12 protein-coding genes are annotated in these 12,559 nt (G+C 70.1%); 7 read left to right on the top strand and 5 right to left on the bottom strand.

Features of this window, described 5'->3' with window-relative positions; genetic code table 11:
- Positions 1–526: DUF1236 domain-containing protein (locus tag ACXJKQ_RS09945; protein WP_457105598.1), on the top strand; the 526-nt coding region annotated here is incomplete at its 5' end.
- A gap of 298 nt (positions 527–824) precedes the next feature.
- Here ACXJKQ_RS09945 and hrcA read toward each other — a convergent pair.
- Positions 825–1,880: a heat-inducible transcriptional repressor HrcA gene (gene hrcA, locus ACXJKQ_RS09950; RefSeq protein ID WP_457105681.1), complete on the bottom strand. Its 1,056-nt coding sequence runs from the start codon at positions 1,878–1,880 to the stop codon at positions 825–827.
- 167 nt (positions 1,881–2,047) lie between these two features.
- Here hrcA and rph point away from each other — a divergent pair, with 167 nt between their 5' ends.
- Genes rph through hemW form a run of 3 tightly spaced genes read left to right on the top strand, consistent with a single transcriptional unit; the run spans position 2,048 to position 4,601 of the window.
- Positions 2,048–2,761, top strand: a complete 714-nt coding sequence (gene rph, locus ACXJKQ_RS09955; protein ID WP_457105599.1) for a ribonuclease PH — start codon at positions 2,048–2,050, stop codon at positions 2,759–2,761.
- Entirely contained in the window at positions 2,758–3,387 is a 630-nt protein-coding gene (gene rdgB, locus ACXJKQ_RS09960; protein WP_457105600.1) for an RdgB/HAM1 family non-canonical purine NTP pyrophosphatase, read from the top strand. Before rph ends, rdgB begins: the two co-directional genes overlap by 4 nt.
- A gap of 38 nt (positions 3,388–3,425) precedes the next feature.
- Positions 3,426–4,601: a radical SAM family heme chaperone HemW gene (hemW, locus tag ACXJKQ_RS09965; RefSeq protein ID WP_457105601.1), complete on the top strand. Its 1,176-nt coding sequence runs from the start codon at positions 3,426–3,428 to the stop codon at positions 4,599–4,601.
- On the opposite strand, the gene ACXJKQ_RS09970 is transcribed toward hemW, so the two are convergent.
- Positions 4,602–5,867, bottom strand: coding sequence for a penicillin-binding protein activator (locus ACXJKQ_RS09970; protein ID WP_457105602.1), 1,266 nt, complete (start codon positions 5,865–5,867; stop codon positions 4,602–4,604).
- Positions 5,868–6,001: 134 nt separating this feature from the next.
- Here ACXJKQ_RS09970 and rsmI point away from each other — a divergent pair, with 134 nt between their 5' ends.
- Together rsmI and ACXJKQ_RS09980 are read left to right on the top strand one after the other, a co-directional pair.
- On the top strand, positions 6,002–6,973 hold the full coding sequence (rsmI, locus tag ACXJKQ_RS09975) for a 16S rRNA (cytidine(1402)-2'-O)-methyltransferase (RefSeq protein WP_457105603.1): 972 nt from the start codon (positions 6,002–6,004) through the stop codon (positions 6,971–6,973).
- Positions 6,970–7,359, top strand: coding sequence for a YraN family protein (locus ACXJKQ_RS09980; RefSeq protein WP_457105604.1), 390 nt, complete (start codon positions 6,970–6,972; stop codon positions 7,357–7,359). The genes rsmI and ACXJKQ_RS09980 overlap by 4 nt, the downstream gene beginning before the upstream one ends.
- A 107-nt stretch (positions 7,360–7,466) precedes the next feature.
- Here the strand turns inward: ACXJKQ_RS09980 and ACXJKQ_RS09985 are convergent, their stop codons facing one another.
- The 3 genes from ACXJKQ_RS09985 to ACXJKQ_RS09995 form a co-directional block, all read right to left on the bottom strand.
- Positions 7,467–7,856 (bottom strand): response regulator, encoded by a 390-nt coding sequence (locus ACXJKQ_RS09985; protein ID WP_457105605.1) that lies wholly within the window; start codon positions 7,854–7,856, stop codon positions 7,467–7,469.
- A gap of 258 nt (positions 7,857–8,114) precedes the next feature.
- A complete protein-coding gene (locus ACXJKQ_RS09990) occupies positions 8,115–9,227 on the bottom strand; it encodes a L,D-transpeptidase family protein (RefSeq protein ID WP_457105606.1) in 1,113 nt (370 codons plus the stop codon).
- A 76-nt stretch (positions 9,228–9,303) separates the two neighbouring features.
- The gene (locus ACXJKQ_RS09995) at positions 9,304–10,233 is read right to left on the bottom strand and encodes an extensin family protein (protein WP_457105607.1); all 930 of its coding nucleotides are present in this window, start codon (positions 10,231–10,233) and stop codon (positions 9,304–9,306) included.
- Between the two features lie 183 nt (positions 10,234–10,416).
- Between ACXJKQ_RS09995 and ACXJKQ_RS10000 the strand changes: the two genes are divergently transcribed.
- On the top strand, positions 10,417–12,504 hold the full coding sequence (locus tag ACXJKQ_RS10000) for a M3 family metallopeptidase (RefSeq protein ID WP_457105608.1): 2,088 nt from the start codon (positions 10,417–10,419) through the stop codon (positions 12,502–12,504).
- Positions 12,505–12,559 lie beyond the last annotated feature (55 nt).

Here is a 12,559-nt window from a genome sequence, read left to right on the forward strand (position 1 = left end):
GGGCGGGCCTGCGGGTCGCGGCACCGATGGGCCGGGCCGGGCGGGCGGCGCGCCCGAGCGCAACGGGCCTTCCGAACGGGCCGGACAAGGGGCGAATCCTGGGGCCGGGGAACGCGGCGACCGGGGCGAGCGCGGCGGCCGGGAGCCGGGCGCGGGCGGCGAACGCGGCAACCGCGACGCGGCCGGGCCTGATCGGGGCGGTCGCGGTTCTGCCGGGGAGCGGGGCGGTCGGGCCGGCGCCCGCGAGCACGGCTCCGTCCGCGGCGCGGTCGGGCGGCTGGATACGCGGCAGCGGACGGAGTTCCGCAGCTCGATCACCCGCCTCGGTGTCTCGCCGCTCCGGGACGTGGCTTTCGGCTTGGCGGTCGGCACCGCGATCCCGCGGTCGGTGACGCTGCACCGGCTGCCGCCGGCCATCGTGTCGATCGTGCCGGAATACGAGGGCTACGAGTTCATTCTCGTGCGCGACGACATCGTAATCATCGATCCCGACACCTACGAGATCGTCGACGTGATCCCGGCCTGATCGGCAGCCGCGCGCCGGCCAGCGAGGGTTCTGTACGGCGCGCGGCGTTTTTCCCGAAATCGCGATCGAGACCCGCCTCGGATTGCACCTGCGCCGAGTCTGGCGCGGGTCCGTCCTCAGCGCGCCATGGCATCGAAACCACGTGACATTCAGACCGCCTCGATCACTCGTCAGACAGACGTAAGGACCACCGCATCGGCGCTGCGGTTCAAGCCTCGACCGGCGGACGTCGCGCGGGGTAGCCGCCTGCATCGTGGCTCCCGCCGCCGGCACGGTTGGCGCGGCCAGCGTCGCCGCCTTACCGTCCACCGTCCAGCAACTTCGAAACGACGCGGGCGGTGTAGTCGACCATCGGCACGATGCGGGCGTAATTCAGTCGGGTCGGGCCGATCACCCCGACGACGCCGACGATCTTCTGCGATCCGTCCCGGAACGGCGCGGCGATCAGCGACGAGCCCGAGAGCGAGAACAGCTTGTTCTCCGATCCGATGAAGATGCGCACGCCGTCGCCGCCCTCGGCGCGGGCCAGGAGGTCGATGACATCCTTCTGGGTCTCAAGATCGTTGAACAACAGGCGAATGCGCTCGAGATCCTCGACCGCGCGCAGGTCGTCCAGCAGGTTGGCCTGTCCGCGCACGATCAACTGGCGCGCCTCCATGGGGCCGACCGGCGTCGCGAGGCCGGCGTCGACCAGGCGCTCGGTGATCGCGTCGAGTTCGCGCTTCATCGCCTTGCGGCCTGCCTCGATCTCGGCGCGCAGGGACCCGAGGGTGCGGCCCTGCAGGCGAGCGTTGAGGAAATTCGTCGCCTCCTGGAGCGCCCCCGCCGGCAGGCCCGGCGGCAGGTCGACGAGACGGTTCTCCACGGAGCCGTCGTTCGAGACCAGGATCACCAGGGCGCGGGCCGGGTCCAGGCGCACGAACTCGATGTGCTTCAGGTTCACGTTCGCCTTGGTGGTCAGGACGACTCCGGCCCCGCGGGAGACGCCCGACAGCATGGTCGATGCCTCAGCAAGCGCCGTTTCGAAGGTGTGCCCCGAGGCGGCGGCGCGCATCTGGGCCTCGATGCGCGTCTGCTCGTCCTGACTGACGTCGCCGAGTTCGAGCATCGCGTCGACGAAGAACCGCAGCCCCAGCTCGGTCGGGAGGCGTCCGGCCGAGGTGTGGGGCGCGAAGATCAGGCCGGAATGCTCGAGATCCGCCATGACGTTCCGGATCGAAGCCGGCGAGAGCGCCATCGGCAGGATTCGAGCCAGATTGCGGGAGCCGACCGGCTCGCCCGTCGTCAGATAGCTTTCGACGATCTGCCGGAAGATCTCACGGGCACGCTCATTGAGGGCGGCGAGCGCCTGCATGGATTGGCCGTTGGAAAGGTTGGGACTGGGGTGTGTCACGCAATCATCCTGTGGTCCGATCATGTCCAACCGTCCCGCCCGGATCAATCCGTAAGGCGATGCTTGCCCGCGGTGGCGCGCCGGCCTAAGAGCCCGGCCCTCGACACTCTCGACAGAAGGGGCCCGCAATGCGGCCTTCCAAGCGTGCCGCCGACGAGCTGCGGCCCGTCACCCTGGAGCGCGCGGTCTCGCGCTACGCCGAGGGGTCCTGCCTCGTCAGCTTCGGCAACACCCGGGTGCTCTGCACCGCCTCGCTGGAAGAGCGGGCACCCCCGTGGCTGCGCGGCTCGGGTAAGGGCTGGGTCACGGCCGAGTACGCCATGCTTCCCCGTGCGACGCACGAACGCACCCGCCGCGAGGTCGGTTCCGGCAAGCCCTCCGGGCGCACGCAGGAGATCCAGCGGCTGATCGGCCGATCGCTCCGTGCGGTCACCAACCTTCCGGCCATGGGCGAGCGTCAGGTGACGATCGACTGCGACGTGATCCAGGCCGACGGCGGCACGCGGACAGCCGCCATCACCGGCGCCTGGCTGGCCCTGCACGACTGCTTCGCCTGGATGCGGACGCGCTCGATCATCTCGGTCGATCCGCTCCGCGATCACGTCGCCGCCGTGTCCTGTGGCCTGTACAAGGGGACCCCGGTCCTCGACCTCGACTATGCCGAGGACTCGGCCGCCGAGACCGACGCCAACTTCGTGCTCACCGGCCGGGGCGGCATCGTGGAGGTGCAGGGCACCGCCGAGATGGAGCCGTTCACGCAGGAGCAGCTCATCGACCTGCTTGGTCTGGCCCGCGCCGGCACCGATCGGCTTGTCGCCCTCCAGAAGGAGGCCCTCGCGTGAGCCGGCGCCTCACCGGGAAGGTGGTGATCGCCACCCACAACGCCGGCAAGCTCGTCGAGATGCGCGAGCTGCTGGCGCCGTTCGGGGTCGCGGCGGTCTCGGCAGGTGACCTCGGCCTGCCCGAGCCTGAGGAGACCGGCACGACGTTCGCCGAGAATGCGGCGATCAAGGCCCAGGCGGCCGCCGTCGCCACGGGCCTTCCCGCCTTCGCGGACGATTCCGGCCTGTGCGTGGACGGCCTCGACGGGGCGCCGGGCATCTTCTCGGCCCGCTGGGCTGGCCCGACCAAGGATTTCGCCGGCGCGATGGCGCGGATCTTCTCCGAACTCGACAGGCGCGACATGGCGGACCGCCGAGCGCACTTCGTCTCGGCCCTGGTGCTCGCCTGGCCGGACGGCCACACCGAGCTGTTCGAGGGCCGGGTCTTCGGCGACCTGGTCGCGGCGCGCGGGACCGCGGGCTTCGGCTACGACCCGATCTTCCGGCCGGACGGGCACGAGTGCACCTTCGGCGAAATGACGGCCGAGGAGAAGCACGGCGTCGATTGGCAGAAGGGGTATGGCCTCTCGCACCGCGCCCGGGCCTTCGTGAAGCTGAGCCGGGCCTGTCTCGCGTCCGGAACCTGATTGCCAAACGGCACGTCCGCGCTCACATCCCGGCCATCATGTCATTCAACGGCCCGGACCACCCGACCCGCGACGCGGGCTTCGGCATCTACCTGCACTGGCCCTTCTGCGCCGCGAAGTGCCCATACTGCGACTTCAACAGCCACGTCCGCCACGCGGGCGTGGATGAGCCGCGCTTCCTCGCAGCCTTCCGCGCGGAGATCGCCCACACCGCAGCCCGCACCCCCGGCCGAACCGTTACCAGCATCTTCCTCGGCGGCGGGACTCCCTCGCTGATGCAGCCTGCGACGGTGGCCGGCCTGCTTGAGGCCGTGGCGGCCCACTGGCCGGTCGCAGCGGACGCCGAGATCACCCTGGAGGCCAACCCGTCGAGCGTCGAGGCCAACCGCTTCCGCGGCTACCGAGCGGCCGGCGTGAACCGGGTCTCCCTGGGCATCCAGGCCCTCGACGACGTGTCGCTTCGAACGCTGGGCCGCCTGCATGACGCCGCGCAGGCCTTCGCGGCGATCGACTTGGCGCAGTCGGTCTTCGAACGGACGTCCTTCGACCTGATCTATGCCCGGCCCGGCCAGACTTCGGAGCTCTGGCGGGCGGAACTCGGCGAGGCGCTGTCCCGGGCCGCCGAGCATCTCTCGCTCTACCAGCTCACCATCGAGCCGGGGACGCCGTTCCACGCCCTGGCCGCGGCCGGCAGGCTGGTCACGCCGGACGACGATGCCGGGCGCGTGCTCTACGATGTCACCCAGGATCTCTGCGCGAAGGCTGGCCTCCCGGCCTATGAGATCTCGAACCATGCCCGGCCCGGCGCGGAATCGCGCCACAACCTGCTCTACTGGCGTTACGGCGAATATGCCGGCATCGGCCCGGGAGCCCATGGGCGGCTTGTCACGTCCGGCGGCCGGATCGGGACCATCACCGAGCGTTCCCCGGAAGGCTGGCTGGCCCGGGTCGAGCACGACGGCCACGGCGTCGTCGCGACCGAGGCGCTGTCGGCCGCCGATCAGGCCGACGAGTTCCTGATGATGGGCCTGCGGCTCCGCGAAGGGATCGATCCGGACCGCTACGCGGATCTGAAGGGGCGCCCGCTGAACGGCAACCGTGTGGGCATGCTGATCGGCGACGGCCTGCTGGCGCGGCTGCCCGGCGGTCGCATCGCCGCCACGGCCCAGGGGGCGCCGGTCCTGAACGCCCTGGTGGCCGACCTCGCGGCCTGATCAGATCCCGGGCTTCGCCAGGACCCGGGGTGCCGGGCTGACCGGGGTCGCGGCGTTGTTGCGGATCTCGTAGACCGCCAGGGCGCGCTCGCTCTGCCCGTCCGGCCGGAACCGGAAGGTCCCGTCGATGCCTGCGAAGCCCGACCCGTTGGTCAGGGTCGTCTCCGCGAAGCGCTGCGAACCGTACCGGCGGGACAAGGCGCCGACGAGCATGACGGCGTCGTAGGCCAGCGACGCGACCCGCGGCGGCACGGCGCCGAAGCGGGCTTGATAGCGGCCGCTGAAGTTGGAGAAGCCGGTGCGGTCCGGGCCGGCGAAGCGGCCCCCCTGAAGGGCGGGGAGCGCGAAGAGTGCCGGCTCGTTCCAGAGGGCAGTCCCGACGGGGCGCACTCGGGCCGGCGAGAAGCCGGCCTTGGTGAGCGCCGCCGCCACGGTCGGCATGGCGTCTGCCGTGTCCGGGATGAACAGCGCGTCGGCGGTGGCGCCCGGCCCGGCGACGACCCGCGCCAGCCGTTCCACCGCAGCGACGGGTGCGCCCGCCGGGTAGCGCTCCACGGCGGCCACCCGCGCACCCTTGCGGGCGACGGCCTCCCGGAACTCCGCCTCGACGGCGTTGCCGTAGGCCGTCTCCGGAATCAGCGCCGCGAAGGACCGCTTGCCATCGGCGACGGAATCCTCGACCGCGCGGTCGACCTCGGGTTGGGGCAGGAAGCTCAGCAGGTAGACGCCGCGGTTGGCCACGGTCGCGTCCGTCGAGAACCCGATCACCGGCTTGCCGGTCGTCTTCGCCACAGTCGCGGCGGCTTGGACGGAGCCGGCGAAGAGCGGCCCCAGCACGATCTCGGCCCCCTGACGCAGCGCATCCTGGGTCGCGTCCCGGGCACCGTCCGGGCTGCCCCGGTCATCCTCGACCAGGATCGTGAGATCCGGCTGCTGCGCCTCGTCGAAGGCGAGCTGCGCCGCGTTGCGCATGGCCGCGCCCACCGTCGAGCCTTGGCCGGTCAACGGCAGCACGAGGGCGACCTTCACGGTGCCCGCGCCGATGCGCGCGCCGCCGCCCGCGGCGGGCAAAACCGGCGCGGCTGGCGTGAGCGCCTGCGCCTCCGGTACGGCGGCCGGCGGCGTCAGGTCGGCCTCCGGTCCCGGCCGGCGCCGGGCCAGATCGGTGCCGACGCAGGCGCCCAGCGACAGCAGGACGGCGCCCATCGCAGCGGACCGGGCGGTGACGCGCACGAGACGGTCCCGCGCGCTTGTCGGGCGCGCCATGGCGCGAACTCCTTCGAGCATGAAGGCCAGCCTGACTGCCGGATTTCGAAATGTAAACGCGGTGCCGCGGACTTGCCCCCGGTTGCATGACCTTGCCGCGACGCGCGGCGGCCGGTGTGGCAAGATCGCCGGTGATGACCCGCCGATTCGAAGACCCTGGGCTCGCCGCCCCGACCCGAGGCCCGTCCCCGAAGCTCGCCCCCGACCGACCGCGCCGCACCACTTTTACGGCTTTCGGCCTCGCGAGCGAGGCCGAGCCCCTGGCACCGGGCCTGCACATCGTCGCGACCCCTATCGGCAACCTGCGCGACATCACGATCCGCGCGCTGGCGACGCTGGCGGCCGCCGACGCGGTCCTGGCCGAGGACACCCGGGTCACCCGGAACCTGCTGGCGCATTACGGGATCACGACGCCGCTGCTCGCCTATCATGAACATTCCAACGACGCGGTGCGCGAGCGGATGGTCGCACGGCTTCGGGCCGGAGAGGCCCTGGCTCTGGTCTCGGATGCCGGCACGCCGCTGGTCTCCGATCCCGGCTACAAGCTCGTTCAGGCCGTCATCGAGGCCGGGATCGCCATCACGCCGGTTCCCGGCCCGTCGGCGGTGATGACGGCGCTGGTCGCAGCCGGTCTTCCCACCGACCGCTTCTTCTTCGAGGGCTTCCTGCCGCAGAAAGCCGGTGCCCGACGCAACCGTCTCGAGGCCCTGCTCCACGTGCCCGGAACGCTGGTCCTGTTCGAGTCGCCCCACCGCTTGCCGGACATGCTGACCGATGCCGCCGCGGTACTCGGCCCGGAGCGTCCGGCGGCGGTAACCCGCGAACTCACCAAGCTCTACGAAACCATACGGCGCGATACGTTGGGCAGCCTGAGCGAACGGTTCGCCCAGGAAGGACCGCCGAAGGGTGAGATCGTCGTGATCATCGGTGCGGCAACCGCCCCGGAGCGGCCCACGGACAGCGATGCCACCCTGGACGCGCTGATCCTGGCAGCCCTCGAACGGCACTCGATCAAGGACGCCGCGAGCCTCGTGGCCGACGAGACCGGCCAGCCCCGCCGGCTCATCTACACGCGGGCGCTGGCACTTGCGCGGGGGCAGGGATGAACGGGGTTCTGCCGGACCGCTCCGGCAGGCGCCGCGCCGCCTATCTGCGGGGCCACCACGCCGAGTGGCTCGCGCTCGCCGCCTTGATGCTCAAGGGCTACTGGCCGATCGGCCGACGGGTGAGCTTCGCCGGCGGCGAGATCGACCTCGTCGTGAAGCGCTGGAACACCGTCGTGTTCGTGGAGGTGAAGGCGCGCGCCCGGCGCGACGATGCACGGGAGGCGATCGACGCGGCCAAGCGTCGTCGGTTCTCGCGGGCGGTGCGCGCCTGGATCGGACGCAACGCATGGAGTGGCGGTGCGACGTTCCGCGCCGATGCCGTCTTCGTCGGCGCCCGGGGCTGGCCGGCCCATGTCGAGAACGTCTTCCCGATCGAAGGGCTCTGAGGCGCCGATCCCGAGCGGTCGCACCCGCGCGGTCGGGAGGGAGCGGTCAGGCAGAGGGCAAGGGCCGGAGGGAGGCTGCGGGAGCAGCCCCCGGGCGGGCGCCAGCGTCAGGCGCGGGCAGCCCGGATCGCTCCGATCAAGGTGCGCTTGAGGTCGGCCTGGCTGAACGGCTTCTGGACGACAGGCCGATCGCGGAACGGTTCGCGAATGCCCGCGCCGCCATAGCCGGTCGAGAACACGAGCGGTAGATCGCGCTTCGCGATGGCCTCGGCCACCGGATAGATCGGCTCACCGGCGACGTTCACATCGAGGATGGCAACCTCGAATGTTTCCTGCGAAGCCATTTCCAAGGCTGAGGACAGCCGCGCAGCAGGCCCCACGACGGCACAGCCGAAATCGAGGAGCATGTCCTCCAACAGCATCGAGATCGCGGCCTCGTCTTCGACGACGAGAACGCGGACACCTTGGAGAACGTCATCGTTGGGGTCAGCAATCACGCCGGGCCGTCTTCCCTTCGAACGCCCCCGTCACCGGGGATCTTGCCGTGCGGTTTGTCGAGCCCCGCGCACCTGTTGAGCAGCGTCCGGATGTCTGAACGCGGCTCGAAGGGCGGCCCGCGAGACTGCACGAGGGGTCGCCCGTATTCAGCAGTGTGTCAAGCGTTCTCGGCCCGTTCCGGATGCCAGTGACGCCGCTATGTTAACCGATGATACATTTTTGTGCGCGGGGTCGCGCGAGCGGGCGTCCGCTGCGGGTCAATCGTCCTTGAAGCTGACCTTGGCCCCGCGCGTCACATGAGACGCGAGATCACGCACGTTCCAGTTGGTCAGTCGGATGCAGCCGTGGGATTCGGTCTTTCCGACCTTTTCGGGCTCCGGCGTGCCGTGGATCCCGTAGCTCGGGATCGCCAGGTCGATCCAGACCAGGCCAACCGGATTGTTGGGGCCTGATTGGATCGTGAACTTGTGCTGTGCTTTCACGCCCTTGAACGCGTATTTCGGATTGTAGGTGTAATCGGGATCGAAGGCGACGCCCTTCACCTTGGTGTCGCCGCTGGGCGCCGGCTTCTCGGCGCTGCCGATCGAGGCGGGATAGTAGGCCAGGAGCTTCCCGTTGGCATCGAAGGCGCGGACGTCTCGGCTCGACTTGTCGACCTCGATGCGCTCCACTTTCGGTTCCTGAGGAAGGTCCTTGCCCTTCGGCTTGTCCAGGCCCATCGGATCCACGGCCGCGACCACGATCGTCGTTCCCGCCTTGTCGAGGGGCTTGCCGGGGTTGAGGGCGCTGACGAGATCGCGGCCCATGTGGAAGCGCTCGGCCAGCATCTCGCGGGGGTTGGTGTAGTCCAACGCCTTGAGATCGGCCTGCTCCTCCATCTTGGGCGGGATCCGGTCGACATAGGGTCCCGACGCGTCGGAATCCGTGACGGTATAATCCGTCACGACCGGTTTATCGCTGGAGGCCTGGAGCTTGTCCCAGACCTCCTGCGTCAACGCCTGCGTGGCGGGAAGACCCTGTGCCACCGCGAACGCCGAGAGCGCGCGCCGGTAATTGTCGCCTTTCAGGCCGTCGATCGCCCCGGGATAGAAGTGCGCGCGATCGAGCAGGACCTGCGCCTTGATGATCAGCGCGTCGGGCTTTTCGTCGGAAGCCTTGATCCTGCGCGCCCGGGCTCCGGATTTCGATCCGTTGGCCTTGCCGGAGTCGGGGGAGGCCAGGGATGCGGCATTCACCGCATCGGCGGTGAGCGGCGCCTTCTGAGGCGTTTGCTCCTTCTTGACCTTGGCCGGCCGCGCCGCCGCGCCATGTGCGGCGACGCAACTCGCCAGGAGAGCCACGCAAACCGGCCGCCAGGATGTCGGGATCATCGACGTCGTCATTCCCGGGAGCGGGCGCGCTCCCGAGCCATGAAATGCCGAGTCCGCCGGAACGTTCCACGCGAGGCTATTCGCAGAGACGGTGACCGGCGCTGCGCTCGCGCTCGTCGAAGTGGAGATGGTTGGCATGGGCCGCGTTCGTGCCCGGCCCGAGGACGGTCCGAAAGAAGCCGCAAGCCTTGGTTCGGACCGAACCGAGGAACTGCGCCTCCTCCGATCCGTCGGGCATCGCCTTCACGGGGATGGTCGCGCGGCCCGCAAAAGTAAAACCCATGATGTCGGCGGCGTTGGCGAAGGCGTGCTCGCTCAGCTTGGCATCGAGGTCGTGGTTCTGGCCGCGGCACACATAGGACCCGCCGAGTTCGAGGCCGGTCAGCGGATGCTTCAGAGTCCGCTCGGCCTCGACCTGCACCTCGGTGACCCAGCGCGCCAGCGCTTCGGCGGCGCGGCAGGTCAGCGTCGCGCCCTGGGGCAGCGCAACCCCGTCGGCGAACCGCGTCACCTTGAGCGGCAGCGGTGCGGTGCATTGCCCCTCCGCGATGGGTGGTAGCGGCTCGAAATCGACGCCGAGCCGCTTCAGTCGCGTCCGACAGGCCGTATCGTCCGGCGGCGCCACCTTGAGGGCCAGGGCCGCCTCGCCCGTCAGTTCCGGAGGGCGCCCCGGCGGTGTCGGCGGCGGCGACGGAATCTCAGGTCTGGCCGTTTCGGTCGGCCTCTCGCCGCCCGCGTCCTTCGTCGGCTCCTTGGCTGGTAGTGAGACGGCCGGCGTCAGTTCCGGCGGACGGGCCGGCGGCGTCGGGAGCGCCAACTCCGCAGCGGCGGGCGGCTTTAACGCGTCGGGGCGCTCCGGGGGCAGAGGCGGCGGGGTCGGAACCGTGGGGGCCGGTGCCTCGGCCGCCTGGCTTCGCGCGATCGGAAACAGGCAGAGCGCATGGGCGAGGGCAGCGCCCGCCAGGAATGCGGACGGTCGGCGGATCGACAGGATACGTCCCGGCATGGGGCCTCGAAGCGTGGGCGTGGGCCTCTACAAACGAGCGAGACGCCATTCGGATCGCACCCGACCGGTTGACGGCCGCGTCGAACGGGCCACTGTCTTCCCGATCGTGCCCCTGCACCCCATGTCGGCGCGCTGGCGGGGCGATGGGATTCGCCGTCGCGGGGACGTACCGTTGAGGATCGCATGTCGGACGCAGTAGAGGCCGGGCTTCCGAGCCTGCCGCAGGACAATCCTTTCCGCGAGGCGCACTGGAGCACACCGCACGGACTTCCGCCCTTCGATCGGATCCGTCCGGAGCATTACAGCCCGGCCTTCGACGCGGCCCTCGCCGTTCACGACGCGGAGATCCGCGCCATCGCGACCCGGACGGACCCGGCCACCTTCGGCAACACCGTGGAAGCGATGGAGCGGGCCGGCCTCGCCCTCGATCGCGTGGCCGGCGTGTTCTACAACCTGACCGGCAGCCACACGAATCCCGAGTTGCAGGCCATCGAGCGGGAGATCGGTCCGAAGCTCGCCCGGCACGGCAGCGCCATCTACCTGAATCCCGACCTCTGGGCGCGGATCTCGGCGATCGAGGCCGAGGGTCTGGGTCCGGAGGAGCGCCGGGTGCTCGACCGGTATCGGATCCGCTTCCGGCGGTCGGGCGCCGATCTCGGCCCCGACGCCAAGGCCCGCATCGCCGAGATCGCGGCCCGGATGTCGGAGCTGGGCACCCGATTCAGCCAGAATCTCCTGGCGGACGAGAGCAGCTTCACGCTTCCGCTCCAGGGCGAGGAGGATCTGGCGGGACTGCCGCCGTTCCTGCGCGCCGCCGCGGAGAGTGCCGCCAGGGAGCGCGGTCTCGACGGCCACGTCATCACGCTGTCCCGCTCGCTGATCGAGCCGTTCCTGGTCTTCTCGACCCGGCGCGACCTGCGTGAGCGCGCCTACGCGGCCTGGACGCGCCGCGGCGAGAACGGGGGTGCCACCGACACCCGCGCGATCATCGCCGAAATCATCCGGTTGCGGGCCGAGCGTGCGCGTCTGCTCGGATTCGAGAGCTTCGCGCATTTCGCCCTCGACGATACCATGGCGGCGAGCCCCGATGCCGCAACGGGGCTGCTGCGCGATGTCTGGACGCCGGCCCGTGCACGGGCGGCCGACGAGCGCGACCGCCTTCAGGCGACGATCCAGGCGGAGGGCCATGACTTCGCCCTCCAGGCCCACGATTGGCGGCACTACGCCGAGAAGGTCCGGCGCGCCGAGCACGACCTCGACGAGAGCGAGATCAAGGCCTACCTGCCCCTCGAGCGCATGATCCAGGCGGCGTTCGACACCGCCACGCGGCTGTTCGGCCTGACCTTTTCGGAATTGTCCGACGTCCCCCGGTATCACCCCGACGTCCGCGTCTGGCGGGTTGGCAATCCCGACGGTTCGGAAGTCGGCCTGTTCCTCGGCGATTACTTCGCCCGCGCGTCGAAACGGTCCGGCGCCTGGATGAGTGCGTTCCGCTCGCAGGAGCGCCTGAACGGGCCGGTCACGCCGATCATCGTCAACGTGATGAACTTCGCCAAGGCGCCCGACGGCGAGAGTACGCTGCTGTCCTTCGACGACGCCCGCACGCTGTTCCACGAATTCGGCCACGCCTTGCACGGTTTGCTGTCGGACGTGACGTACCCGCTTCTGTCCGGGACGGCGGTGTCGCGCGACTTCGTAGAGCTGCCCTCGCAGCTCTACGAGCACTGGCTGGAGCAGCCGGAGGTTCTGCGCACTCACGCTAGGCACCATCGCACGGGCGAGCCGATGCCCGACGCCCTTTTGCAAAAGCTGCTGGCGGCGCGGACCTACAATCAGGGTTTCGCCACGGTGGAATACACCGCCTCGGCAATCGTCGACATGACGCTGCACCTCTCGGCCGACGGCGAGGCCGGACTCGACGTGCCCGCCTACGAAGCCGAGGCGCTGCGGCGGATCGGCATGCCTTCCGAGATCAGCATGCGGCACCGGACGCCGCACTTCGCCCACATCTTCTCAGGGGACGGCTACGCGGCGGGCTACTACAGCTATCTCTGGTCGGAAGTCCTCGACGCCGACGCGTTCGACGCGTTCCGCGAGGCCGGCGACATCTTCGATCCGGACACGGCCCGACGGTTGCGGACCTTCGTCTACGGTGCCGGCAACCTGCGCGACCCGCGCGAAGCCTACACGGCCTTCCGGGGGCGGATGCCGAGCATCGAGCCGCTCCTGAAAAAGCGCGGTCTGGCGGCGAGCACCGCCGGCGCGCGGTAAGGGTTTCGTAAACAAACGTCCTTAACGAACGCTTGCAGCGGGATCCCGCGAGCGG

It is taken from the genome of Methylobacterium sp. P5_C11, assembly GCF_054049775.1.